The sequence below is a fragment of the Streptosporangium sp. NPDC006007 genome (assembly GCF_040614315.1).
In the GTDB taxonomy this organism is placed as follows: Bacteria; Actinomycetota; Actinomycetes; order Streptosporangiales; family Streptosporangiaceae; genus Streptosporangium.
On sequence record NZ_JBEXUG010000029.1, the window covers coordinates 1 to 25,395 of the forward strand.

The window sequence follows — 25,395 nt, forward strand, 5'->3', positions numbered from 1 at the left end:
GCACCAACGGCTCCAACTTCGGACCCCGACGACGCACCGGCTCACCGGAAGAAGAGTTCACACAGGATCTAACGACGGATTACCGGCGCAGGACAATCTGGAGAACCCTTGCAGTAGTGATCCCGCCAGGACGGGCATGGTTCCGAAGCTGGTCAAATAGTGCCTAGATTGCTTGCGGACGGGGCTCGCACGCGTAGTTCTGCGCGTCTACTGAATCCCAACGCGTGATGTCGCGACAGGCGGCACCTCTGACCTGGAATAACAACTGACCGTCGAACGAAATCACGCGTAGATTATTCAGCAACTGGGCGACAACCGCCCTGGACGATACCGGACGACGGTGGATCACCGTGGACCATATGTCCAGGTGGGAGCAGACATAGATCATGATCTTGCCCCCACCCGCTTGCTTTACCCACATTGGTCGGTCTTTGATGATCAGGTGTCGTATGAACCGTCCCAGGGTTCATGGAAGCCGATGTGGTTGGGGTAGTACTCGACATAGCCCGTCTCTCCATCCTCCTCCGTCTCGTCGACAAGACCGAACACGCAGCCGTGCGTGTCGACACGGAAGGTACGGATGGCGATGTCACCGTACTCAACGTCCCGCAAGGTGGCCATCATCTGCTCCAGTGCATGTTCTCCGGCGTTGAAGCTGGCAACGGGCCGGATGTTGGAATCAAGGTGACGACCGTCGCGGTCGAACAAGTGCAGGATCGCGAAGCAAGGCCCTTGCTGGGACTCACCCCGCTCATCAAGCCACGGCCAATCGCCAGCCTCCTCGTACACGACGACCGGCCAGCCTCTGCAAACTCCGCCGAAGAACAGACCTCCGGCATGAGTGCCAACGGTGCCTGTGTGATAGTCGGGCTCGTAGGAGATCGGGATCAACTCGGGTACGGGCATGGCGGCGACAATAGCCTCAGCCAGCGACATTCATGGCGGGGAACACCCCCTGCGGCAGACAGCGGAACTGACGGCAACTGACGGCTACCGCTGACGGCAACGTCCCCGAACACCGGCGGACACTGCTGGACTCTCCTGGATTTCAACGCCCAGCTCAGGTTACGTTTCCCCAAGATGGCGCCCAGCTTTTAATCCGTAGGTTCTGGGTTCGAGTCCCAGGCGCCCTACCACTCCTGACCAGGAATTCAGGCTCTGACCTGGGCCTTTGTTCCTGACGACCTCCCTCGGCGCATGCAGCCGGATGCGGTCGAACGCAGCCGCCCGCCACCGGTCCCGGAACACACGCGGAATGGGACCGGCGAGCCCGCGGTTTGGGTGAAGATGGCCGCGCCTGGCTATGGGAGCGGGCACCCCCGGAAGAGGAGTGTGCCATGAGCGCCATCGGATCCGCAGACCCGGAGGTCCGGGTGACCACGGGAAGGCTGCGCGGGCGAATGGAGGATGGCGTGACCGTCTTCCGCGGCGTGCCATTCGCGCGCCCGCCGGTAGGCGCCCTGCGACTGGACGCACCGGTGCCGTCCGAGCCCTGGGACGGGGTACGCGAGGCTGGCGCGTTCGGTCCGCCGCCGCCGCAGTCCAGAGTGCTGGGCGCGTCCGGCACGTCCGGCGCGGACGGCGACTGGTTGACCGTCAATGTCTGGTCCCCCGACCTGGGCGCCGCCCGGCTGCCGGTGATGGTGTGGATCCATGGCGGGGGTTACATGTACGGGTGGTCCGGCGACCCGGTCTTCGACGGCCGCGTGCTCGCCCGGGACGGCGTCATCGTGGTCACCTTCAACTACCGGGTCTCCGCCGAGGGTTTCGGACACTTCCAGGGGGCGCCGGCCAACCGCGGGTTACTGGACCAGGTGGCCGCCCTCCGCTGGGTGCACGACAACATCGCGGCTTTCGGCGGAGATCCGGACCGGGTCACCGTTTTCGGGGAGTCCGCCGGGGCCGGGAGCATCGCGGCGCTGATGGCGATGCCCAGAGCCGCCGGTCTGTTCCGCAGGGCGATTGCGCAAAGCGTGCCAGGCCTGTTCTTCTCCGCTGAACTGGCCGCCGACATCGCCGCCGCCCTAGCCGGTGAGCTGGGCCTGGCCCCGCTCGCGGGCGAACTCGCCCGCCTGTCGCCGGAGCGGCTGATCGACGCCGGGGACGCGGTGGCGAACAAGATGGGCGGCTGCCCGCAGTGGGGCCGGGCCGCGTACGTCCAGACGCCGTTCGCGCCGGTCGTGGACGGCGAGGTACTGCCCGCGGTGCCGTGGCGGTCACTGGCGGACGGGGCCGCGCGCGATGTGGAGCTGATCGTGGGGCACACCCGCGACGAGTATCGTCTGTTCATGGCCATCAGGGGCGACACCGGCCAGATCACCGCCGAGCGGGCGGCCACCGCGCTGCGGGAGCTCGCCCCGGACCCGGAGGCCTACCGGGCCGCCTACCCCGGGGCCGACGAAGAGCGGCTGTACGAGCTGGTGCACTCCGACTGGATGTTCCGGATGCCTTCCGTCCGGCTGGCCGAGATCCACCAAAGGCGCGGCCGGGCCCACCTGTACGAGCTGACCTGGCCGGCCCCCGGCATGGGCGGCGATGCCCTCGGCGCCTGCCACGGGCTCGGCGTGCCACTGACGTTCGGCAACCTGACCGCTGGAGCGGCAGGACTGCTGCTCGGACAGGAGCCGCCACCAGCCGCGGCCGAGCTGTCGGGCCGGGTCCGCGCGGCATGGATCGCCTTCGCCACGACCGGGGATCCGGGCTGGCCGACATACGAGCCACAGAACAGGCATACCTGGGTCATCGACACCGAGCCGACCATGACGGCGTATCGGGAGGAGACCTCCCGCGAATTGTGGGCCGGGCACGCCTTCGCCCCTCTCACGCTGCGGGCGCGGCCGTAGCCGGTCCAGCCCGCCACCACCAGCCGGAAGGAGCGCGATCGAGGTAACGCGTTTCGTCTGGGCCACGCCGCCCGGAACATATTAAGGTCCCTGCCGTCCCGAAGGACGGCAGGGACTCTTTTGTCTGTTCGCGATCAGCCTTGCTGAATGCGCCGCACCCGCCGTCCTGTGCCCGTCCCGACCGGGTGACGCAATGTGACAGAGATCACGTCTCATAACGTGAATTCGCGGCGGTCGTACGGGCGAAAGCTGACGAATCACGCGAGGACGGGAGCACCATGTGATCGCCGCAGATTCCGGCAGGACCGACGACGCCGAGTTAATCCGGCGCTCGGAACGCGCCCCGGAGGTCTTTGCCGACATCTTCGACCGACACGCACCCGCATTGCGGCGCTATGTCGCCCGACGACTGGGGCCCTCGCTGGCCGACGACATCGTCTCCGACACCTTCCTGGCCGCCTTCCGGCGCCGCCACCGCTACGACGCGAGCCACCCCGACGCACGGCCTTGGCTGTATGGCATCGCCGCCCGGCTCATCAGCCGGCATCGGCGGGTGGAGATCCGCCTCTACCGGGCGCTGATCCGCAGCGGCGTCGATGAGATCACCGAGCCGTACACCGAACGCGTCAACGACCGGGTCGCCGCCCAGCAGGCCGGGCTGGCGGCGGCGCTGGCGACGCTGTCACCCGGTGACCGGGAGGTGCTGTTACTCGTCGCCTGGGCTGAGATGTCGTATGAGGACGTGGCCCGCGCGCTGAACATCCCAGCCGGAACCGTCGCATCCCGTCTGCACCGGGCCAGAGCCAAGACGCGCCAGGCACTCGGCGGATCTATCCCCGCTACTACCCGAGAGGAGTCCTCCGATGGATGATGACCTGCGACCGCTGCGCGAGTGGCGCGCCGAGATCCCCGAGCCGGGCCAGGAATGGATCATCCCGCAACGCCGGAGGATGCTGACGCGGGTCCAGGGACGCGGGTGGCCACTGGGGCGCCGCCTGCTCCTGGCCGGAGCGCTGGGAGCCGCCGCCACGCTCGCCGTTACCACCCTGCGACCCGAACCGCCCGCCCCGAATCCGGCGCCCACACCACCGGTCGTCCAACTCGACCTCGACTCCAACGTGGTCTTGGCCCACGCCGCCAAAGTGGCGGGCGGGCGCGAAAGCGCCCAGGTCCCCCTGCCGACGCAGTGGCACTACACAAAGACCCTGGACAAGCAGCCGAACCCGGACACGGTCAGGGCCGGCGAGGGATGGGAGAGTTGGGAGCGCTACGACGGCAGGCAACGCGCCGGCTTCGACGAGGACGGAAAGCTGATCATCAACGACGTTTCCCCGGATCCGGGTGATGACGACCTGTCGCCGCGGCAGTACGACGCCAAGCTCCGCGAACTGCCGACCGATCCGAAGAAGCTGCTGGCCAAGATCACGGGTGATCGACACTGGATCGACTACCCCAAGGAGGAGGGGGTGTCGAAGAGCGCCGAGCCCGCCCCGGCCCGCGCCTACCGAGTGATCACCCTCTACCTGAGCCGGTACGGCACGATGCCGCCGCGGCTGGAGGCGGCCATGTTCCGCGCCTTGGCACTCATTCCCGGCGTCCGGGTCGAGCAGGGAGTGAGCGACGCGGCGGGTCGCAGCGGCCTGGGCGTCTGGTTGGAGGGAACCGGTGACAGGACCTCTCGCAGGTACGACATCCTCGACCAGGACACCTACCGTTACCTGGGAACGCGGACGGTCTGGCTGCGCGACGAGTTCCTGTCCGGCGAGGACGAACCCGCCTTCCGCAAGGGCGCGGTGTGGAGCACAGCCCTGCTGTCATCAGTGATCGTCGACCGTCCCGGCCAGCGAAGCTGACGCTCCCGCCCTGAAGGACGGGGCATCCACGCTGGAAGGTAGCTGGTGAGGATCAGGCCGTAGGTGGACGCATCAGCCGATCCTGGGGACGGGGCGGGGGGCGTCATGCTGAGGGCCACGAGCAGGCGACAGGTGACCTTGGCGGGTGGGCCGCCGGAGGGTCTGGCATCGCCGGGGACGGGTCGGCTGACCCCGCCCCCGCACAGCGCGAGGCCCGCCGCTCTTTCGAGCGGCGGGCTTTTTCGCGTGTCCCCGCGGCCACTTGTGTCTCGGGCGCCACGGCACCATCACCAGTCGATAACCATCCTGAGTACGACCGGTATCAGGATCGTGACGGTGACGGGGTCGTCTGCGAACGCTGATCTTGGAGCGGCGGGTGCCCTGCCCTCCGCAAGGAGAGCAGGGCTGTTTCCGTGTGTCCGCGGTTAGGAGCCCAGATGCGCCCCGGCTCAGCCTCCTTGAGGGGGCAGACGCCGGCTGAAGTGAGGGCGATCGCGGGCGAGGGCGCCGGCCCTCAGGCCGTGTGGCGGCTCGCGTCGTCGGACTGGTGGCGGTCGCGGCTCTGCTGGAGTTCGGTGTTGATGCGCAGGGCCTCGGCGAGCTGGTCTTCGAGGATGATGATGCGGCAGGCGGCCTCCAGGGCGGTGCCCTGGTCGAGGAGTTCGCGGGCGCGGGCGGCCAGGCGCAGCTGGTAGCGCGAGTAGCGGCGATGGCCGCCCTCGGAGCGTTGCGGCTCGATCAGTTTGGCGGTGCCCAGGTTGCGCAGGAACGCCTGGGTGACGCCGAGCATCTCGGCGGCCCGGCCCATGCTGTAGGCGGGGTAGTCCTCATCGTCGAACCGGTGACCGGAGATGTCACCCGGGGCGGCGGAGAGCCCGTCGGCCCGATCGGCTCTGCCCGCGATGTCGGCCCGATGGGCCGGTTCAGTCGTATCGGCGCCGGCGCGGAGCCTGGGCTGCGCGCGGACGGCCGACGCCATCGGTGCTTGATCCATATAACCTTCCTGACGACCTTCCTCGAAATGCCGACGGGGCCCCGGCGCCATGACGCGCCGGGGCCCACGAGGTTCAACACCATCTACCGGCCCTAGGGCCGATCTGTCTGTTCCGCATTGGCCGCCCGATGGGGGCGGGGATGCGGGGATCGCGTATGCGTGACCGTAGACCACCTTCCAATCCGTGGGACTGCGGTACCCGTGCGGCGAACATCAGCCGGCGACGGGCGATCCTGATGGCGTTCAACACTCCTTTCGCTCTTGCTGGCGTTACTTCCTCAACCTCATGCATCACTTGCGTACCGCTGGTGCTCCGTCCACGGCCGGGACCCTTCACCAACCGCTGGCCCCGGCACGTCCGACGTTGTCTTTTGCTCACTGCCTGACTGCTGTGGCAGCGCGTCCACGGCCGGGACCCTTTCAACCACTTGCCGGTCCCGGCACGTCCGACCTTCTGCCCCTCTTCACCTGCGTCGTCTTTGGTTATCCAGCTGTCCACGCCCGTCCGGGCAGTTCGTCGTGATGCCTACGTCCTGCTCTGCCCTCGTGGATCCGTTCCTTGCGATGTCAGAAACTCTACCCCCACCCACCACGGATGTCTACTTCAGCCGCTACAGATTTTCGGTGCTGAGGAAGCAAAGGCTGAGCCTCACGCCTCCGGCAGCAGCTCGGCGACAGCCTGCTCGACACTGTCGCGCAGCTCGAAGTGGGCCAGCAGGCCGGTGCGGTGCAGCAGTTGCCGCAGCCCGTGGGGGACGCCCGCGAAAAGGAGCCGGCCGGTGACGGTCTCGCAAACGCGGGTGCATGCGGCGCTGACGCGGATGGGGATCGAGGTCGACGACGAGCTGGCGCGGGCGTTGATGCGGGACCTGGGCCCGACGCCGGTGCAGGTCAAGCGGCGACGCGGGCTGACCGTCGCGGACAAGGCCGCCGGTCCCCTCCCGGACCTGGTGGGCCGCGACCTCACCGCTGAGGTACCTGGAGCCAAGCTGGTCGGCGATATCACTGAGATCAAGACCGGAGCAGGGCCGCTGTATCCGGCTACTGTCATTGATTGCTTTTCGAAGGCGGTGATCGGGTGGGCATTGGATGTGCGATATCCGGCCGGTTTGGTGTGCGCGGCCCTCGGCATGGCCGCGATGCGGGTCGATATTCCCGCTGGAGTGATTTTTCACTCGGACAAGGGTGGTCATTATACGTCTCACGGGTACGCCGTCACGCTGAACCGGTATGGCGTGAGGCAGTCAGTGGGGCGAACGGGGATCTGTTTCGACAACTCTATGGCGGAATCGTTCTTCGGCAAGCTGAAGACGGAGTTCGTTCATCATCGTAGCTTCACGAGTGCGGCGGAGGCACGTACCGCTGTGATCAAATATATAGAGGGCTTCTGTAATCGTCGGCGCCTGCATTCCATTTTGGGATATCGGCCGCCACTGGAAGTTCTCAAGGAATGGTTCGGCAGGCGAGCCGCTGCATGATATGGTTCATTTACTCCGGTGTCCGGAAAACGCGGGGCATGTCAGTCGCCGCCGCGTACGGCTGGCCCGCACACGTCAAACGATCAACCCGGCGACGTGAGGGTGAACATCCCCTCAAAGTCGAAGAGCCTCCTATGCTGCCGTCCCCGTCGCGCGGGTCAACTCGTCAGGACGATCCTCGCGCCTTAGCTTCGCGGGGCCAGATGCAAAACGCTCAAGGAGCGGGGACGACATGTTGAAATATCAGGGTTTCGACATCCATGGCAGCCTGCTTGATCGCCATAGAATCGTCACCTTCATAGAGGTGGCTTGCCGAATCGATCCAAGAAAACAAGCCAACCAGGATATTCACCGCAGATTTAGGAAGGTGATCCTCCACCTGCCACGCATCCCCCAGTCCGATAATCGCCTCTTTCAGTCGGGAGAAGGCGACCTCATCAACTCCTCGCGCGAGGCGCAGGGCGGCAATAAAATTGCCGGCCGCGGTTCGCAGCTCTCGCTCGGCTCGTTCCCGATCTTCATTGGTCATGGTCGTGAAACCAGGTCGAGGGCATCCACCGGAACGCCTCCATTGATCAAAACCTCTTTGGATCTCATCGCGTATCCACACTCTTCGGCGTCGAGTAGGCGGTAGGCGCGGCCTTGACGGGTGACGGGGCGATGATCTCCGCCCTGCCCCGTCCCGCTTTAACCGATACCATCCGGTCACCCGTCCGAGCAGCCCACACGCGGGCGATATCGGGATTCTGCACTCGGGGCCTTCGCCGGCCGGTGTCGGCTCACTTCTTCGTGTTCTTCGCCGCCGCCGATGAGGATTCATGAGCCCGGCACAGCTCAGGTACCTCCCTCAGCTCTTCGCCGACGCCGTCACCCGGTCGCTCTGTCACGGCCGCGGTGTCGTTGCCCGAGGGCGACTGTTCGCCGGACCGGCCCTACGCGCTCTTGTGCGCGACGAAGTCGATCTCCACCAGGATGTCCATGAGGTCGGAGCCGACGGTCGTGCGGACGGGGTAGGGCTGGCCGAAGTACGACTTGTACACCTCGTTGAAGGCGGCGAAGTCGCGCTTGAGGTGCTGCAGGTGGACGGTGGACTTGACCACGTCGTCGTAGGTGAGGCCGTGGGCGGCCAGGACGGCCCCGAGGTTGCGCATGACCTGGTGGGTCTGCGCGGCCACGTCGTCGCCGACGACCTCGCCGGACTTCGGGTCGAGCGGGCCCGCGCCGGAGGTGTAGACCAGGTCGCCCACGACGAGGCCCTGAGAGTACGCGCCCACGGGGGCGGCGCCGTCGGTGGTCCTGAGTTCCTTTTTCATGAAATTTCCTTAAAAACCTAAAAATGAGTGTTGATTATGCCCACAACCCGGTAGTCCGGGTCGACCAGGGGCAGCGTCCGCCATTTGTCGAACGCCGTGCAGGGGTGTGAGATACCGAACGCGACCAGCTCCCCCACTCGCAGGTCGCCGCGGACGACGGTGTGCTGGTCCTGCATCCTCAGCACGCTCACACCCGGCCCGCGGGGGATCGGCAGGCCCTCGTCATAGGGGGCGTCGCGCTTGCCCATGCCGACGATCGCCAGTCCGGGCTCGGGTGTGGACAGCACCTGCGCCCACACCTCCAGCGCGGGGCGCAGCTCGCCGTCCACGCGATTGAACGGGGTGCGCTCGCGGTAGTAGCCGTCGTCGTGGGTGACGTACGCGCCACTGCGCAGCACGACGGTGGCCTGGGTCGCGGCCAGCTCGCGGCCGATCACGTCGAACCACTGGCTGCCGCCGACGGTGAGGAGGGGGTTCCGGACGCGCAGATGCTCGACGGCGTCCTGGAGCCGGATCAGATAGCCGCGCACCTCGGCGGCGCCCGCCAGCGAGCCCTCGTACCCGGCCACCCCGGCGAGCTCGACGCCCGGCGTACGCCGCACGTACCCGGCCAGCTTGACCAGCCGCTCCACGGTGCGGCAGCCGGCGCGCCCGCCCTCGTGGCCGAGCTCGACCAGGACGCTGAAGGGCCGCGTGCCCGCGTGCGCGGCCAGGATGTCGACCCCGGCCTCGGAGTCGGCGAAGCTGAGGAACTCGAACGCGGGGTCGCGCTCCAGCTCACCGGCGGCCCATCGCAGCCCGGCCCGATCCACGATCTGATTGGCCACCATGACGCGCCGGGCGCCGAAGCCCCGGGCCGCCCGCGCCTGGCGGGTGGTCGCCACGGTCAGGCCCCAGGCCCCGGCGGCGAGCTGCCGTGCGGCGATCTCTCCGGACAGGTGGGTCTTGGCGTGCGGTGCGAGCTCCATGCCGTGGTCACGGGCGAAGGCCGCCATGGTCGCGATGTTGTGCTCCAGCGCCTCCCGGTGCACGACCATCAGGGGGAAGCCGAGCTCCCCGTCGAGGACCGACCGTCCAAGGGGTTCCCGCACCCCGTTTCCCCCTGTCTCCGCCCGCCGTCGCGGGTCCGGTACGGCCGCCGTCACAGCTCGACGCGCCGGCCCGACGCGTGGTCGAACCAGGTGACGGCGTCCAGGGCGAACCCCACACGGCAGGGGTCGTTCACGCTCAGGGGGACCTCGCCGGTGAGACGCGCGTAGAAGAGCCCGCTCGTCGACGCCGCCCCGACGACGTTGACGCCCTCGGTCCCCTCCAGCGCGAAACCGACGATGGTCTCGGCTCCGAGGTGTTCCACGACGGCGACGCGGGCCTCGATCAGGTTCTCCCCGGTCGCGTCCCCCGGATGGATCGCGATCTTCTCGGCGCGGACGCCGAGCCGGATCATGGCGCTTCCTCGCGAAATCACCCGCTCGGCGGCGTCCCTCGACCCGGGAAGGACGTGGTCGCCCACTCGCAGGCCGTCGGCACCCGCCTCCGCGAGGAAGACGTTCATCGGCGGCGAGCCGATGAACGTGGCGACGAAGGTGTTCGCCGGCCGGTCGTAGATCTCCTTCGGCGTGCCGTACTGCTGAACGACGCCGTCGTTGAGCACGATGATGCGCGTTCCCATCGTCATCGCCTCGACCTGATCGTGCGTGACGTAGACGAAGGTCTTCCGCACGCGTGCGTGCAGCGCGGAGATCGCGGCGCGCATCTGAGAGCGGAGCTTCGCGTCCAGGTTGCTGAGCGGCTCATCGAGCAGGTAGACGGCCGGGTCCCTGATGAGGGAGCGTGCCAGGGCGACCCGCTGGCGCTGTCCTCCCGAAAGCGCCTTGGGCCTGCGGTCGAGGTAGTCGGTGAGTTCGAGCATGGCGGCGACGGCGTCGACCTTCTCCGCGACGTCGGCCCTCTTCAGGATGGCCCGGCGCGCCAGACCACCGACGATCGGAATGTGATGCCACCACCGGAAATTGTCCATCACGAGGGGAAACGCGATGTTCGACCGCACCTTCATGTGCGGGTAGAGAGCGTAGGACTGGAAGACGAAGGCGATGTTCCGCCGCTTCGGCGACAGGTCGTTGACGACCGTGTCGTCGAACCGCAGTTCACCCGCGGTGATCTCGGTCAGGCCCGCGATCATCCTGAGCATCGTGGACTTACCGCATCCCGACGGACCGAGCAGCACGAGGAAGTCCTTGTCGGGGACCTCCGCGTTGAATTCCTTGATGACGGTGTTCGCGCCGAAGCTCTTCGAGACCCCGTTGAAGGTGATGGTAGGCATCTGTCCTATCCCTTGACTGAACCAGCGGTAAGTCCGGACACGATTCTGCGCTGCATGATGAGAAAGAAGACGACAGCCGGCAGCGTGAAAAGGAAGGCCCCGCTGAAGACCGAGTCGAGCGGGATAAGAAACTCTCCGATGAACGACGCGAGGCCGGTCGAGGCCGTCCATTTATGTTCGTCCGTGATGAAGGTCGTCGCGAAGAGGTACTCGTTCCAGCCGTCGAAGAAGGCGATCACGGCCGCCGCGGCCATCGAGGGCGCGATCAGGGGCACGACCATGATCTGCAGGATGCTCAGGGCCCCGCAGCCGTCGACCCGCGCGGACTCCTCCATCTCGTACGGGATGCTGTCCATCGCCGCCTTGAGGATGAACGTCGCGACCGGCATCGCGAAGGCCGTGTTCGCGAGCACCAGCCCGTAGAGCTGGTTGAGCATCCCGAGTGACGCGAAAAGCGAGTAGAGCGGAACGACGAGAAGCGCCTCGGGGAGCATCTGGGTGGCGAAGAAGCCGAACCCCATGATCCCTTTCCCGACGAACCTGTACCGCGAGAGGGCGTAGGCGGCGAGCGTGGCCAGAAGCAGGCCGGCCACGGTCGTGCCGAGCGCGACGACCACGGAGTTGCCTATCCACCGCAGGAAGGAGTTGTCGGTCACGAGAACCGAGAACAGGTGGGCGGAACGGCTCAGGTCGGGGAAGATCTTCTGGCCGCCGCCGTACAGCGTGTTCGAGGGGGTGATCGCCGTGTTCAGAATCCAGTAGAGCGGGAATCCGGCGAGGATGACGAGGAGCGCCGCGAGAAGCGTCCGCACCCCGACGCCAAGGTTTCTGCGACCGATCATACTGCGACTCGATTCTTTCGTTCGGTACGCGTTTCGAGAACGAAATAGACGAGGGTGACGGCGAGTGAGAGCAGAAGCCCCAGAACACCGATCGCCGCCCCGAAACCCAATTGACTGTTGCCGAACGCCTGCTGGTAGACGTTGATGACGATCGTGTTCGTCACGTCGGCGGGCCCGCCGCCCGTGAGCAGCCAGATGATCTCGAACCGGCGGAACGACCAGATGGTCATGAGCAGCCCCACGATCCGCAGGGTCGGCATCAGATGCGGAAGCACAACCGACTTGAACGTGCTGTACATGTCGGCACCGTCGACCCTGGCCGCCTCGTAAAGCTCGTCGGGGACGGCTTGGAGTGCCGCGAGGACCACGAGCATCACGAAGGGGGAGACCTTCCAGACGGTCGCGATCAGGATGGAGAGCATGCCGTAACGCGGATCGGTGAGCCAGCCCTGCGCCCCTATCCCGAGTGCTGAGAACGCCGCGTTGGCCACGCCGTTGTCGTTGTTGAAGATCCACCGGAAGACCAGGACCACCGCGACCGTCGGCACCGCCCAGGGCATGACGATGACGGCCCGCGCGAGAAGCCGCCCGGGAAAGGCCCGGTTGAGCACGACGGCCGACACCGTGCCGATCAGCAGCGAGCCGGCCACCGTGCAGAACGCGTAGACGATCGTGGTGACGACGGACCGGAGGAAGACCTCGCTGCCGACCAGGGCCGCGTAGTTGTCGAGCCCGACAGGCGAGCCCCCATTCGGGTTGATCAGTTGCGTGTCGGTGAGACTCAACTGGAAACCCTTGAGAATGGGGACACCCGCGAAGACCGCGAGATAGATGACCGCCGCGCCGATGAACAGATACGGCGCGAGGGGGGTTCGCGGTTTCCGCGAGGTCGGTACTGTCTGAGGAACAGACATCGTGCATCCAATCGTCAGATCATCGGGCGACACCACGGTCGGCGGCGAGGGGAACTACTGAGCCGGGGACGTCCTCCGCCGCCACCGTATGGCTCTCCCGCTCACGGCGACACGCCTCGACGTCATCACCCGCCCGCCGTCCACGCGTCCCGGATCACGTCCATTTTGCGATCACTCAGATATCCGTAGCGTTGAATCCAGGTGCCGTCCGCGCCGCTCGCCGCCGTGGCGTCCAGGACGCGTGCCAGCTCGTCGGCGGGCCGATAGCTGTGCAGGTACGCCTCAAGTCGCGACGACGGCGCGACCTGCTGTCTCGCCTCCACGAGTTTGGCGGTCAGGGCCGACATCGTGATCGGGTGCGGCTGGTCCGGACCGGGCATCGTGTAGTCCTCCAGGCCCTTCCGCCCCTCCTCCGCCGACGTTGGCACCTGGTAGAGCGCCTTCGTGGCGTCCAGCACGAGCCGGGGCGAGAGCCGAGGGCTCCGCTCGACCAGCCACTCCCCCATCCACCTGGTCATCATGGGCCAGTGGAAGGTGAAGAGCTTGCACCGTACGGCGCCGAGCACCGACGAGAGCGCGCCGAAGTCCGCCCCCGTCACCGCGTTCCACGGCGGCGCGAAGCCGTTGGCGCCCATCTCAAGAGGCGAGCCGAGCCCGGTGGCCAGGTCCCGGACCGAGGCGTAGAAGGCCACGACGCTCCGCGCCTTGAAGCGCAGGAGTTCGTTCGCGGCGGCCCGCGCCCGCTCCGGCACGCCCGCGAGCGTCGCGAGGCCGTCCATCAACGAGACCGGCTCCTCCTCGATCACCCGGAGGAGGTCCCGGTCCGTCAGGTCGCGCAGCCCCTCGAAGATCTCTGTGACACCGGCTCGAAGCTCATCCCATTCGAATCCGTTCCGGCCGGCCACGCGGGCGCAGTGCCGGCAGAAACAGGTGAAGATGTCCTCGGGCAGATAGCAGGTGTACTCCGCCCAGTCGATGAACAGCCCGTTCGCGGCCGGGTAGTGCGCAAGGGTGTCCGTCAGCCGCGCCCTGACGAGGGCCTGCACCCGGGGGTTGTTGACGCACCCCTGGCCCGCGATGAAGCGTGTGGGCGTCGAGCCGTCGACCCGGACCACCAGGTCCTCCTCCAGCCCCTGGGTCTGGCCGGAGGTGAAGGACTGCCCACCGGGCAGGCCGGGGAGGACCGTCGGGCTGACGACGACGAAGGAGCTCATGCCGCGCAGCCGCGCGGCGTTCACCACCGCCTCCGCGTAGTCGACGCGCAGTTCCTCCGGGGCGGCGACGGGCGGGGCGAACGGCACGTCCCGCCAGACGTCCGGGTCGGCGACGTAGGGCGAGAATCCCTTAAGGTACTGCACCTTCCGCCCCCAGAGCGGCCGGTCCAGAACTCGGGCCTCCCCGTCGATGTCCAGGGGGGGTTCCCGCACGCCGTCCTCGGCCGTGCCCGGCACGAACACGCCGGGGGAGACGGCGACCGCGTTGGCGCCCACACCCTGGAGCCTGTCCAGGATGTGGTCGACCCCCTCGTTCGCCGCCTCCGCGGGGGTGATGACGACGCCTCGTGTCCGGGCGGGTCCGGTGATCGTCATCGTTGTACTGCCTCGGCGGCCTTCTGCGCCTGGTCAAGCGCGGCCGCGGGATCCTGGTTGTTCACCAGGACGCTTTCGATCGCCTTCATCACCACGGTGCTGATCTGCGGGGTGCTCAGCTCGAACCCGGGAATGAAGGGCGAGCCCAGTGCCGACTTCGCCTGCTCGCGATAGACCTTGATCCAGGGGTACTCGGCGGCGACGTCGTCGGGGGGAGCGGCCGCCGTGGCGTTGAGCGTCGGGAAGACCCCCTCGGCCGAGGCCTTCTGCCCCTCCTGGGAGCCCAGCCACTTGATGAAGCCCATCGCCTCGGCCTGGTGCTTGGAGTTCTTGTTGACGCCGACGAAGTTCGTGATCTGCGACGAGTTGTCGGTGGGGAAGGGCAGGGTCGCCACACCGATGTCCTCGGAGGTGAGCTCCTTGTTCCCGGCCAGGATCGTGAAGAGCACCGAGGCGTTGTCGAACATCATGCCGATCTCACCGTTGGCGAAACGGGAGCGGAAGGTGGACGCGTCGTCGCCGATCGGCATCGCCCCGGAGGCGTAGAGCTTCTTGAGCGCGGTCACCGCCTCGACGTTCTTCGGGTCGTTGATCGTCAGCTTGCCGTCCTTCGACCACCCGCCGCCGAATCCGTACGGCCAGCTCGCGAAGTCGGCCCACCAGGGGTTCAGTTCGGCCGTCGAGGTGCGGACGGCGAAGCCGGGCTTGCCGGTCTTCTTGGTGATCGCACTCGCGGCGGTCAGCAGGCCGGCCATGTCGGTCGGGGGCTTCACATCGGCCTGGGCGAGCAGCTTCTTGTTCCAGAAGAAGCCGAAGTTCACCACCTCCCAGGTGTAGACCAGGCGCTTGCCCTTGAGGGTCTCCTTCTCGATGTGCGGGTCGTCCGCGACGCCTTCGAGCGGGACCAGCAGGTTCGCGGCCTCCAGCTGGTGCAGCAGGGCGGGCGGGACGATCAGCACATCCGGCCCTCCGCCGGCCCCCATCTGCGTCTGGACGGTCTTCTCGTATTCGGCGCGCGTCGCCGAGACCTTCTTGAAGCTGACCTTCGGGTTGACCTTCTCGTATTCGAGCATGCTCTTCCAGAGCCGGTCGCCTCTGCCGGGCTCCAGCCACTGCCAGTTGGCGAAGCTCAGCTCCACCTTCCCGTTGCCGCCGTCCGTCTCGACGTCGGCGCCGCAGCCGGCGAGGGCGACGGCCGCGGCGAGAAGCAGCGTGACGCCTTTGAAGGATTTTCTGTGCATGGGAATCCCTTGGTTCATTGTGACGGTGAAAGGGGGTGGGGCGACTCAGAACCCCGTGACGGCATGATCGTCGGGCGCTCCGGAAGCCCCTGCGCGCCGGTTTCGATGAGAAAGACCGATCCGGCCAGTTCTTCTCGCGCGCCCTCGGACGGTGCCGGCCGTGCCGACGTGACGGCGAGGGTGCGCAGGTCCGGGCCGACGAACATGCAGCTCGTCGGGCGGGAGACGGGAAGGGTCAACTCGCGGTCCACGCGCCCGTCGGGGGCGTAGCGGACGACTTTTCCACCGTTCCACTTCGCTCCCCAGACGCAGCCGTCGCCGTCCACGGTGAGCCCGTCCGGCACATGGCCGGCGGGGTCCTCCGCGAAGAGCCGCCCGCCTCGGAGTTCGGCCGAGTCCGCGTCGAAGTCGTAGGCCATGATCCGCCGGGAGATCGAATCCGTGTGGTACATCACCGTCTCGTCCGGGCTCCAGCCGAGCCCGTTCGAGGTCGTGATCCCGCGGATGACCGCGCCGAGACCACGGCTGTCGTATCGGTAGAGCGAGGCGCGCCCTTCGGTCTCGTCCTTGTGCATCGTGCCAAACCAGACCCGGCCCCGGCGGTCGGTCTTGCCGTCGTTGATCCGGTAGTCTCCGCGCCCGGCCTCGACGGGGGTGTCCGGTGTCGTCTCGCCGCTCTCGGGATCGAGCCAGCAAAGGCCGTCCCTCAGGCCGACGAGCAGATCGCCCGCCTCGTTCGGCACGACGAAGCCGACCTCGTCAGGGGTCGCCCAGCTTTCGGCACGGTCCCCGTCGAGATTTGTTCTGTGAACCCTCCTGCCGAGGATGTCCACCCGGAAAAGGCACTGCTGGGCCACCGACCACCACGGGCCCTCCCCGAGCACGTCCCGTGCGGGCAGCGGGAGAACGTCGAACCTCGCCTCACCGACGAGACGCGTCCGATCCGGCATGGCTGCCCCCTCTCTGCTCTATCGCGACGCTCAGGACTATAGTATTAGTAATACTTATGATGAATAACGATTTGATGTCATCGCATCCACCCGCCCTTGATCGCGCAGGTCACGGGCGTTCGCGGCCCGGACCGCCCCGCTCGCGCGCACCCGAGGCTCCCGGTGACGCGGCGGGATCTCTCCGCTCGGGCCAGCCCGGCGGGGAGAGGTTCCGGCTCGGAGACAGGCGGGCGCGTTCACCTGCACCCGAGCGGACCACGGTCGCGGAAGACGGCTCCCCGCCAGCCCGGCGAGCGGTGAAGAGCGGGCGAATCTCACGGAAGCCACACTTGCTATCCTCTCCGTGCAGATCGGCTCGTCAGAGCGATTCTTTTCCCTCAGGTCCGCGATGCATGATGAAGATGTTCACTCTCCCGGTAAATTCCCGCGTGCCGTAAGCGCGCGGGGAAAACACCACGAGGGTTGTTGACGGCGGCGTTACGGAAGGGGCGGCATGGTCAGGAAAACCCTGCAGGACGACATTTTGGATGTGATCGGCCAGCAAATAGTCTCGGGTATCCTCCACCCAGGTCAGATCCTTCGCACGGAGGATTTCGAGATTGAACACGACGCCTCGCGAACCGTCCTCCGGGAAACCCTCAAGGTGCTTGAGTCAATGCGCCTCATCGGCCTGCGCAGGCGTATCGGGATCACGGTCCTCGACCGGACGGAATGGAGCGTTTTCGACCCGAGGGTCATCCGATGGCGCCTTGCCGGCGCCGACCGGGACGCACAGTTGCGGTCGCTCACCGAATTGCGGATCGCGGTCGAGCCCGTCGCCGCCCACAACGCCGCGCTATTCGCCACCCCCGAACAGCGCGAAGAACTGCTCTCCCTCGCCGCGCTGCTTGAGGAGTCCGGCAGACCACGAGACGCCGAAGCGTATCTTCAGCACGACATCGCCTTTCACTCGGTGCTGCTCCGCGCCTCGGGAAACGAGATGTTCGCCGCGCTGTCCAGCACGATAGCCGCGGTGCTCACCGGTCGAATGGTGCACCACCTGGTGCCGGACGACCCGACCCCCGAATCACTGCGACTGCATCTTCTCGTCGCGAGATCGATCGCCGAGGCGAATGCGGATGAGGCGGAATCGGGAATGCGAGGCATTCTGTCCGAGGTCACCCAGCAGATGCTGACCTCTCCCCGCGGAGCCGCTCCGGTCTCCGGCCACCACTGCCCCGCGCCCCAGGCGCGCTGACCCCGTGTTCGGGATCGCCGCCGCCCACGCACCGGCCGGGGCGTCGCCACCGCGGCGGGTGATCACGGACCGGGCGGACGACTTCTGCACGGTATGGACCGAAGGACGGAGAACGACCGGTGACTGATGTGGTGACCGCGGGCGAGGCCCTGGGCTGCCTCCGCGCGGACGGACGGGTCCTGCTCGGCGGAACCGCCAGGTTGAGCGTCGCCGGAGCCGAGGCGAACGTGGCCATCGGGCTGGCCAGACTCGGACACGACGTCCGCTACGCCGGCGCCGTCGGCGACGACCAGTTCGGCGCGCTGATCCGCAGGACCTTCCAGGCCGAGGAGGTCGGCACCGGGTTCCTCCGTACGGACACCTCCGCCCCGACCGGGATCATCCTGTTCGAGGAGCGGCTCAGCGGGGTGATGCGGGTGGACTACCACCGTGTGGCCTCGGCCGGAAGCCACCTCGGTTCCGGGGACGTCCTGGCCGCCCTGGACGGCTCCCCCACGCCACCGGCCGTGTTCCACGTCACGGGGGTGACGATGGCGCTCGGGCCCGGCCCCCGCGCCGCCGTGCTGGCCGGGGTGCGTCGCGCCCGCGAGCTGGGCGTGCGGGTCTGCCTGGACGTCAACCACCGCACCCGGCTCTGGACCGCGGCGGAGGCCCGCCGGGCGTTCCTGGAGCTGACCTCGGACCTCGACATCGTCATCGCCTCCGACGACGAGCTCACGCTCGTCGCACCGGGCGACGACGAGGCCGCTCGCGTGTCGTCGCTGCTGGACCTGGGTGTGCGCGAGGTCGTCGTCAAACACGGCGACAAGGGCGCCACCGCGTACACCCCTGAGGGCAGCGTCCACCGTGACGCGGTCCCCGTGACCGCCGTGGACACCATCGGCGCCGGTGACGCGTTCGTCGCGGGATACCTGTCGGGGCTCCTGGACGGGCTGGACGTCGACGGGCGCCTGCGGCGCGGGGTGACCCTGGGGGCGTTCGCCGTCGCGACGCGCGGCGACTGGGAGGGGCTGCCCTACCGGTCGGAGCTGGGGCTGGCCGACGTGCCGTCCGGTGAGGCGGTCCGGTGAGGCGGTAAAGCGTCAGCCGGCGCGGTCCGCCGGGAGACCTCACATGACGCGGCCCACCGGGTGACCGTCTCGGCCAGGACGGACTGGATGGTGATCCGGCCGTCCGACGCCGAAGGCCCCCTCGGCTAAGTCCGCGATCAGCCGTGCTCCCACCCCTCGTCCTCGTGGTGCCGGCGGTCTTCGGTGCCGACGGTGGCCACGGGCCGCCCGCCACGGCAGCTGATGATTATTTCGATCTTACGATCACTTGACTCGAAGTGGACGGAGACGCCGGCGGCCGGACCGCGTCTGGCGTCGTCGGCCCTGTAGCCCTGCATGGGCGTCCAGGACACCAGGTACGCGAGGTTCCGCTCACAGCGGGCGATCACGTTGCCGCCCGGTGAGTTCAGGCTCCGGGTCACCCCGGCGGCCGGTTGGACGCCGAGGGCGGGCCGCGGGGCCGGCCGGACACGGGGAGTTCTCGGCGCGTGGGGGGTGGCCACGGGACGGGGAGTGCGCGAAGCACGGGGGGTGGCCGAAAAGGGTTCAGCGAGCGCCGCCTGCACCTGGGCCATGCTCATCGGCATGACGGTCTGGTCCGTGATGCCGGCACCGAGCGCGGAAAGGGCGGCGAGCCCGGCTCCGACGGCCCCGATCGCGGTCGCCGTCCACGTCACAATGGCGATCGCCGCGCGGCTGGACACCACGCCAGCGTGCCATACTCATCCATGACTTCTCGCCAAGAACCCATAAGTCACGATAAGACCACCATTTCGGTCGACTGGGTCTAGCTTGTTGTGGCATGGTTCAACTGCTGCTGGTGGAAGACGACGCATCGGTGCGGACCACACTGACGCGGGCGCTGTCAGAGCACGGCCATGCCGTGTCCTCCGCGCCGACCGCGGCGGAAGGTCTCCGGCAGGTGGTCGAGGGACGCCCGGATCTGGTGGTGCTGGATCTGGGACTGCCCGACCTGGACGGTTCCCAGATGCTGCGCATGCTCCGAGCCGTGACCTCGATACCGGTCATTGTCACCACCGCCCGCGACAGTGAGCGGGAGATGGTCCGTGTGCTGGACGCGGGCGCGGACGACTATGTGGTCAAGCCGTTCAGCGCGAGCCAGTTGAACGCGCGGATCCGCGCGGTCTTGCGCCGGGGTCACGGGGAGAACTCCGAGGAGGAACCGGTACGGGTCGGCGGTCTGCGCATGAACCTCAAGGCTCGCGAGGCGTGCCTGGACGGCAGGACACTGGAACTGTCTCCCCGGGAGTTCGACCTGCTGTACTACTTGACCGTCCGCGTCGGACAGGTGATCTCGAAGCGGGAGCTCCTCGCCGAGGTGTGGCACACGCCTTTCGGCGGTACCGACAAAACGATTGACGTCCACATCGCCTGGCTACGCCGCAAGCTCGGGGAGACCGCCACGGCCCCTCGGTATCTCCGCTCGATACGCGGATCAGGAGTCAAGATCGTCGATCCGTCCCGATGAGGCGGTACATCACGCTCCTGGTGGGTGCGACCGCATCGCTGGTGCTGGTGGCCTTCCTGGCCCCGTTGGCCTTCCTGGTCAGGGATGTCGCGGCCACCCGTGCGCTTGGCGCCGCCACAGTACGGGCCCACTCTCTGGCTCCGATGGTCGCGACCGGCGACAGGAAGACCGTGGAGATCACGCTCCAGCACGCGCAGACAGGCGCCTATCCGCTCACGGTGCTGTGGCCGGACGGCACGACGAGCGGGACGCCCGCTCCGCGAGACGCGGCGGTCCGGCTCGCCGAACGCGGCCGGAGCATAACCGTCGTCGTCGCGGGCGGACAGGAGATCCTGGTCGCCGTGCTGGGCGGGACGCATGGTCCCGCAGTCGTCCGGAGCTTCGTCTCCGACGCGCAACTCGGCTCCGGGGTAGGGCGGGCATGGACGATCCTCGCGTTGCTGGGCGTGGGGCTGCTGGCGGTCAGCCTGCTCCTGGCCGACTGGCTCGCGCGCTCCCTGGTCCGGCGGATCACCACGCTCGCGCACCTGTCACACCGGCTGTCGCGCGGAGACCTGAAAGCGCGGGTCCGCCCCGGAGGGCCGCTGGAGATCCGTGATGTCGGCGTCGGCCTCAACCACCTGGCCACGCGGATATCGGATCTGCTCACCCGTGAACGTGAGTCGGCCGCCGACCTGTCCCACCGCCTGCGTACTCCATTGACGGTGCTCCGTCTGGAGACGGAGTCCCTGCGTGACCCGAAGGAGGCCAGGCGGATCGGCCATCAGGCCGACATCCTGGAGTGGACCGTGACCGAACTCATCAACGACATGCGGCGCCCGTCCCGGCCCGGCCCTCCGCGCTGCGACGCCGTCGCGGTCGTGTCGGGAAGGGTGGCCTTCTGGTCCGTGCTCGCCGAAGAGCAGCATCGCTCAATCCACCTCAGCGTCCCCGAGCAGCCGGTTTTGGTCGAGGTCGGGGCCATGGAGCTGTCTGCGTGCCTGGATGCCCTGCTGACCAACGTCTTCGACCACACGCCCGAGGGGGTCACCCTGGCCGTGACCCTGGAACAGCCGGACGGCACCGCGCGCCTGATCATCAGTGACAACGGCCCCGGGTTCGGTGGCCGCGACCCCCTGCCACGCGGAGTCAGTACCGCCGGTTCCACAGGCCTCGGTCTCGATATCGTCCGCCGCACCGCCGAAGCCTCCGGGGGCTCGGTCCACCTGGGAGCCTCACCGGAGGGCGGGGCGGAGGTCATCGTCCATCTCGGCACTCCGACCGGCCCGCCTTAGCCGAGTTTTAGCATCACCGCAGCGCCCTCTTATCCCAGGAAGCGGCATCCTGGCCGGGTACCGGTGACGGCGGCGAATCGCCCACCGTCGGTCTGTCAAAGTCGACCTTTCGGAGGTGACTTAGCCGTGATGCGACATTTGATGATGGCATCCGCCCCGGATGAGGCCCTCGCCCCCCAGCTCTCCCACGGCCTGAGGCGTTGATACCGCGATCGTCCACCGGTCGCCGCTCGATGCTGCCGCTGGCCAACCTGGTCGGCCGCCTGGGCGGCCTCACGGCCGTTCTGGTCGGCCTCACACTGTGCGCCATCATTCAGCAGCAGGTCAGCGGGGACTTCCCCGTTCCGGCGACACGGCGGCAGGGCGTGGACACCCGGCCCCCTCAGGCCGCGAAGGTCTCCCGGCCGGTTACCGCCACATCGCTGATACGTCAGGTGCGAGCGACGGTCAACGAGCAGCGGGCCACGCTCGTCCGCAGGGCCTTCGGCATTCAGGATGTCCCGCGGACCAACGTGCGTCTGGTCCGGATCGATCGAGCCGGAGGCTGGGCGTTCGGAACATACGCCGTCCCACCGCCCGCGGGCATGGACGCCATGCCGCATTCGTCGCTGTTCGTCGCCCGGCGCTCCGGGAAGACCTGGCGGATCACGCTGGCCGGCACCGGGGAGTTCACCCGGCTCGTACGGCGGGCGCCCGTGACGGTGATCCCCGAGGACCAGCGACCGTTCCTTGAACGATACGACAGGGCCACGGCCGAGAGCGGGAACACCTCCGCCGGACTGGCGCTTCCCTGGCGCGCGGGCCAGTCATGGACGGTGCGCTCCATGGCGGACCTGTCCGGCCTGCGTTTCGCGGGAGGCGACGGCCGGGTCCTCGCGTCCGGCGCGGGCAGGCTCTACCGGCTCTGTGCCCGGTCACCGCGCCGGGGCATGCTCCTCCTGATCCACCCCGACGGGATGGTCTCCGAGTACTACCAGGTGGCCGACGTCCCCGACCTCGAAGACGGTGCCCTCGTCGAGCAGGGGGAGTACCTGGGACGGATCAGCACCGACCGCCCCTGCGGAGGCCCCGCGGCCCGGGGCCGGGCAGCGGCGATCTTCACTCTGCTCAGCGGGGAGCACGCCTTGTCGCTGGAGGGCACTCGGATCGGCGGCTGGACCCTGCACACCGCCGAGGGCCGCTTCTACGCCGACCGCTCCGGCCTTCGCGTCGGCTCCGGCGATCCGCTGCTCAACTTCGGGCCGGACTCCGCCGTTCCCGCGTCGACCTCACATCCCTCCGGCCGCCTCGCCTGACCCGTAACCCTCCTGATCGTGCCGGACTCCCACGGAGGACGCCCATGGAGCAACATCGCCAACTCGCCAGGCAGGTCGCGCACGGGACACCCCGGCGCTGGAGGGTGCTGCGGGCCGTACTCCTGTGCGCGGCCCTGGCCGCGGTCCTCGCCGACGGGACCACCGCGGGCGGCGCCTCCACCGTGATCCGCCTGCGGGCCTTCCTGGAGTTCTACGCCGGAGTCTTCACGCTGGTATGCCTGTCGGCGGCGGTGGTGGCGGGATTGGCGGCCTCCGGCCGGTTCACCCCCGTACGGCTACGCATCCTCGCCCAGTCGGCGCACCGGGCCGCCGCAGTCATGTCGGTGAGCTTCCTGAGCGCGCACGCCCTGCTGAAGGTGCTGGAACGGCACGCGTCGGTTCTCGACGTCGCCGTGCCCTTCGGCGGCCGGCAGGAGCACGCCCTCTGGCTCGGCCTCGGTACGATCGCGAGCGATTTGATGATCTTCACCTTCGCCGCCGGGGTGGCCCGCGGCAGGTTCATCGGCGGGGCGCGTCCCTGGACCTGGCGGGTTCTGCACATCACCGCCTATCTTTGCTGGCCGCTCGCGATCCTTCACGGCCTGAACGCCGGCCGGGCGCCCAAGGACTGGGTGACGCTCAGCTACGTGATCTGTCTCGGGCTGGTCGTCGTCATGGCGCTCGTCAGGCTCGTGTCCTCGTCGCGGCGGCGCAGAGTGGTCCGCCGGCCGGGGGGACGGGGCACCGGCCGTATCGCCCGTCACGTTCCGGACACGGGGCCGCACGCCATCCCTGACGAGCAGTTCTGGGCCGAACTAAAGCAAGAGGCACGGCTATGGATGGGAAGTGACAGATGAGCGATCCTGTCGAGGTCGAGGTCGTCGGTATCGGACCGGCACGGCTCTTTCACGGCCTCGCCGACCTGCCGCGACTCGACCTGACCGCCCACCGCCGGTACCATCGGCCGCTGCCCCGGCTCTCCCTGTCAGAGCTGATCGCACTGGCCGAAGAGGTCGACCTCCGAGGTCGCGGAGGTGCCGCCTTCCCCTTCGCCCGCAAGCTCAAGGCGGTGGCCGACGCGGCCGTCAGCCGGGACACCCGGCCGGTGGTGGTGATCAACGCGACCGAGGGTGAGCCGGCCAGCGCCAAGGACAAGGCGCTCCTCGCCCGGACACCGAACCTGGTTCTCAGCGGGGCCGTGCTCGCCGCCCGGGCGCTCGACGCCAGGGAGATCGTCGTGGGCGTGACCGGCGGCGGAGCCGCCGAACACTCGCTTCTGAGCGCGATCCAGGAGGCGAACGTGGTCCCCGCCGCGAGAGTCGTCCACCTGCCCGAGCGGTTCATCACCGGGGAGAGCGGCGCCCTGGTCCGGGGGATCAACGGGGATGTGCCCATCCCGCCCGGCCGGAAGGTGAGGGCCGCCGAAAACGGCGTCGGCGGTCTGCCGACCCTGCTGTCCAACGCGGAGACCTTCGCCCAGCTGGCCGTTCTCGCCGAACTCGGAGTCAAGGACTTCCGCGCCGTTGGAACACCCTCCGAACCCGGCACGATCCTGCTCACCGTGACCGCTCCCGGCCGGCGGCGCACGGTGGTGGAGACCCCGGCGGGCGTTCCGCTCTCCGAGGTGCTACGGCGCTGCGGGACGGGCGTGGGCCAAGGCGTGATGGTCGGCGGCTACCACGGCGCGTGGCTCACCCCGGAGCAGGCCGCCACGGTCGCCGTGTCACGCCAGTCCATGATCGAGGCCGGCGCCGCGCTGGGAGCGGGAATCATCATGCCCCTGGAGGAGGGGACGTGCCCGCTGGGAGAGGTCGCCCGAGTCGCCGGCTATCTCGCGGCCGAGTCGGCGGGGCAGTGCGGGCCCTGCCATATGGGACTCCCCGCCATCGCCCGGTCCTTCTCCTCCCTGGCCTCGGGTGGCGGCGCCGAGGCCCTGGCGGCGATCACGCAGGGGAGCGGGATCGTCCGGGGCAGAGGAGCCTGCCACCATCCGGACGGCACAACCAGATTTCTCCTCTCGGCACTCGACGTCTTCGGCGACGACGTCGCCGCGCACGTCGCGAAGGGCAGCTGTGGCCGACCCGTGCGCGGGCTCCTGCCGGTGCCCGGGGAGGAGGGCCGGGAGTCCGGGTTGCGGCTGACCGTGGACTGGTCTCGCTGTGTCGGCCACGGCCTCTGCGGCCATCTCGTTCCCGATGTCGTGCAGCTGGACGTGTTCGGCTACCCGGTGCTCACCGAGACCGAGTTGCCCACCCGGCTGCTGAGAGACGCGCTACGAGCCACCGAGATGTGCCCTGCCCTCGCCCTCGGGCTCAGCAGGGCACCTTCGGCCCCCGGGTCCGGACAGCGCGCGCTCCGCTGAACCCCTACGGCCTCGATCATGAGATCGCCCACTGGAGATCCGAGGGAATTGGGCGCTTCCTCCTGAACACGGGGGCCGGCTGTGCACTCAGACCACCACTCGCCCCTCACCGTGCTTCTACGCTGCGGCCATGGCACCTACCTCTCCGCCGCCTCGGCTCGTCGACGGCCGGCTCGTCCACGGCTCCGGATCGCCGTACGACGCCGAAGATCCCGCGGCCGGCGCGCTCGGCGAGCACCCGGACGAGCCGGTGAGCCCGGAGAGCGCCGACGTGGGCGATCCGAAGGACCCGCCGCTCCGCGCGATGGGGAACCCCACGGTGGTCAAGCGCGTCACGGCCAACCTGGACTGA

General features: G+C 68.2%; 25 protein-coding genes. 13 read left to right on the plus strand and 12 right to left on the minus strand.

From position 1 onward, the window contains the following. Window positions 1–438: 438 nt before the first annotated feature. On the minus strand, window positions 439–906 hold the full coding sequence (locus ABZ194_RS21330; RefSeq protein WP_355598732.1) for a hypothetical protein: 468 nt from the start codon (window positions 904–906) through the stop codon (window positions 439–441). A gap of 431 nt (window positions 907–1,337) precedes the next feature. Here ABZ194_RS21330 and ABZ194_RS21335 point away from each other — a divergent pair, with 431 nt between their 5' ends. The 4 genes from ABZ194_RS21335 to ABZ194_RS21350 all read left to right on the plus strand — a co-directional run bounded on the left by ABZ194_RS21335 (window position 1,338) and on the right by ABZ194_RS21350 (window position 5,058). Beyond that, entirely contained in the window at window positions 1,338–2,843 is a 1,506-nt protein-coding gene (locus ABZ194_RS21335) for a carboxylesterase family protein (RefSeq protein WP_355598733.1), read from the plus strand. Between the two features lie 280 nt (window positions 2,844–3,123). After that, window positions 3,124–3,714, plus strand: coding sequence for an RNA polymerase sigma factor (locus ABZ194_RS21340; protein ID WP_355598734.1), 591 nt, complete (start codon window positions 3,124–3,126; stop codon window positions 3,712–3,714). After that, window positions 3,707–4,696: a CU044_5270 family protein gene (locus ABZ194_RS21345; RefSeq protein WP_355598735.1), complete on the plus strand. Its 990-nt coding sequence runs from the start codon at window positions 3,707–3,709 to the stop codon at window positions 4,694–4,696. The genes ABZ194_RS21340 and ABZ194_RS21345 overlap by 8 nt, the downstream gene beginning before the upstream one ends. Before the next feature lie 167 nt (window positions 4,697–4,863). Further along, complete coding sequence (locus tag ABZ194_RS21350) at window positions 4,864–5,058, plus strand: excalibur calcium-binding domain-containing protein (protein ID WP_355598800.1); 195 nt, start codon at window positions 4,864–4,866, stop codon at window positions 5,056–5,058. 152 nt (window positions 5,059–5,210) lie between these two features. On the opposite strand, the gene ABZ194_RS21355 is transcribed toward ABZ194_RS21350, so the two are convergent. Beyond that, window positions 5,211–5,504, minus strand: coding sequence for a MerR family transcriptional regulator (locus tag ABZ194_RS21355; RefSeq protein WP_355598801.1), 294 nt, complete (start codon window positions 5,502–5,504; stop codon window positions 5,211–5,213). A 965-nt stretch (window positions 5,505–6,469) separates the two neighbouring features. Here ABZ194_RS21355 and ABZ194_RS21360 point away from each other — a divergent pair. Next, window positions 6,470–7,168 (plus strand): IS3 family transposase, encoded by a 699-nt coding sequence (locus tag ABZ194_RS21360; protein WP_355598736.1) that lies wholly within the window; start codon window positions 6,470–6,472, stop codon window positions 7,166–7,168. A 214-nt stretch (window positions 7,169–7,382) separates the two neighbouring features. On the opposite strand, the gene ABZ194_RS21365 is transcribed toward ABZ194_RS21360, so the two are convergent. From ABZ194_RS21365 to ABZ194_RS21405, 9 genes are all read right to left on the minus strand, one after another. Further along, a complete protein-coding gene (locus ABZ194_RS21365) occupies window positions 7,383–7,697 on the minus strand; it encodes a hypothetical protein (RefSeq protein WP_355598737.1) in 315 nt (104 codons plus the stop codon). A 403-nt stretch (window positions 7,698–8,100) separates the two neighbouring features. Further along, entirely contained in the window at window positions 8,101–8,481 is a 381-nt protein-coding gene (locus ABZ194_RS21370) for a Rid family detoxifying hydrolase (RefSeq protein ID WP_355598738.1), read from the minus strand. Window positions 8,482–8,498: 17 nt separating this feature from the next. Beyond that, window positions 8,499–9,572 (minus strand): alanine racemase, encoded by a 1,074-nt coding sequence (locus ABZ194_RS21375; protein WP_355598739.1) that lies wholly within the window; start codon window positions 9,570–9,572, stop codon window positions 8,499–8,501. A gap of 50 nt (window positions 9,573–9,622) precedes the next feature. Next, entirely contained in the window at window positions 9,623–10,801 is a 1,179-nt protein-coding gene (locus ABZ194_RS21380) for an ABC transporter ATP-binding protein (protein WP_355598740.1), read from the minus strand. 5 nt (window positions 10,802–10,806) lie between these two features. Then, window positions 10,807–11,643, minus strand: coding sequence for a carbohydrate ABC transporter permease (locus ABZ194_RS21385; protein WP_355598741.1), 837 nt, complete (start codon window positions 11,641–11,643; stop codon window positions 10,807–10,809). Next, a complete protein-coding gene (locus ABZ194_RS21390) occupies window positions 11,640–12,557 on the minus strand; it encodes a sugar ABC transporter permease (protein WP_355598742.1) in 918 nt (305 codons plus the stop codon). Before ABZ194_RS21390 ends, ABZ194_RS21385 begins: the two co-directional genes overlap by 4 nt. Window positions 12,558–12,682: 125 nt before the next feature. Next, window positions 12,683–14,146 (minus strand): hypothetical protein, encoded by a 1,464-nt coding sequence (locus ABZ194_RS21395; protein ID WP_355598743.1) that lies wholly within the window; start codon window positions 14,144–14,146, stop codon window positions 12,683–12,685. Then, window positions 14,143–15,387, minus strand: a complete 1,245-nt coding sequence (locus tag ABZ194_RS21400) for a sugar ABC transporter substrate-binding protein (RefSeq protein WP_355598744.1) — start codon at window positions 15,385–15,387, stop codon at window positions 14,143–14,145. The genes ABZ194_RS21395 and ABZ194_RS21400 overlap by 4 nt, the downstream gene beginning before the upstream one ends. A gap of 14 nt (window positions 15,388–15,401) precedes the next feature. Continuing rightward, window positions 15,402–16,337 carry an SMP-30/gluconolactonase/LRE family protein gene (locus ABZ194_RS21405; protein ID WP_355598745.1) on the minus strand — a complete coding sequence of 312 codons (936 nt, stop codon included), beginning with the start codon at window positions 16,335–16,337 and terminating at the stop codon, window positions 15,402–15,404. A gap of 493 nt (window positions 16,338–16,830) precedes the next feature. On the opposite strand from ABZ194_RS21405, the gene ABZ194_RS21410 reads away from it, so the two are divergent. Further along, entirely contained in the window at window positions 16,831–17,574 is a 744-nt protein-coding gene (locus tag ABZ194_RS21410; protein WP_355598746.1) for an FCD domain-containing protein, read from the plus strand. 119 nt (window positions 17,575–17,693) lie between these two features. Beyond that, on the plus strand, window positions 17,694–18,644 hold the full coding sequence (locus ABZ194_RS21415; RefSeq protein ID WP_355598747.1) for a sugar kinase: 951 nt from the start codon (window positions 17,694–17,696) through the stop codon (window positions 18,642–18,644). Between the two features lie 137 nt (window positions 18,645–18,781). Here the strand turns inward: ABZ194_RS21415 and ABZ194_RS21420 are convergent, their stop codons facing one another. Next, window positions 18,782–19,327: a hypothetical protein gene (locus tag ABZ194_RS21420; RefSeq protein ID WP_355598748.1), complete on the minus strand. Its 546-nt coding sequence runs from the start codon at window positions 19,325–19,327 to the stop codon at window positions 18,782–18,784. Window positions 19,328–19,425: 98 nt separating this feature from the next. Here ABZ194_RS21420 and ABZ194_RS21425 point away from each other — a divergent pair, with 98 nt between their 5' ends. The 6 genes from ABZ194_RS21425 to ABZ194_RS21450 all read left to right on the plus strand — a co-directional run bounded on the left by ABZ194_RS21425 (window position 19,426) and on the right by ABZ194_RS21450 (window position 25,395). Beyond that, entirely contained in the window at window positions 19,426–20,112 is a 687-nt protein-coding gene (locus tag ABZ194_RS21425) for a response regulator transcription factor (protein ID WP_355598749.1), read from the plus strand. After that, the gene (locus ABZ194_RS21430; protein WP_355598750.1) at window positions 20,109–21,386 is read left to right on the plus strand and encodes a HAMP domain-containing sensor histidine kinase; all 1,278 of its coding nucleotides are present in this window, start codon (window positions 20,109–20,111) and stop codon (window positions 21,384–21,386) included. The genes ABZ194_RS21425 and ABZ194_RS21430 overlap by 4 nt, the downstream gene beginning before the upstream one ends. Window positions 21,387–21,586: 200 nt before the next feature. Then, window positions 21,587–22,681, plus strand: a complete 1,095-nt coding sequence (locus tag ABZ194_RS21435; RefSeq protein WP_355598751.1) for a hypothetical protein — start codon at window positions 21,587–21,589, stop codon at window positions 22,679–22,681. Window positions 22,682–22,725: 44 nt separating this feature from the next. After that, window positions 22,726–23,538 carry a hypothetical protein gene (locus ABZ194_RS21440; RefSeq protein WP_355598752.1) on the plus strand — a complete coding sequence of 271 codons (813 nt, stop codon included), beginning with the start codon at window positions 22,726–22,728 and terminating at the stop codon, window positions 23,536–23,538. Further along, entirely contained in the window at window positions 23,535–25,043 is a 1,509-nt protein-coding gene (locus ABZ194_RS21445; RefSeq protein WP_355598753.1) for an NADH-ubiquinone oxidoreductase-F iron-sulfur binding region domain-containing protein, read from the plus strand. The genes ABZ194_RS21440 and ABZ194_RS21445 overlap by 4 nt, the downstream gene beginning before the upstream one ends. Before the next feature lie 130 nt (window positions 25,044–25,173). Continuing rightward, window positions 25,174–25,395: a hypothetical protein gene (locus ABZ194_RS21450; protein ID WP_355598754.1), complete on the plus strand. Its 222-nt coding sequence runs from the start codon at window positions 25,174–25,176 to the stop codon at window positions 25,393–25,395.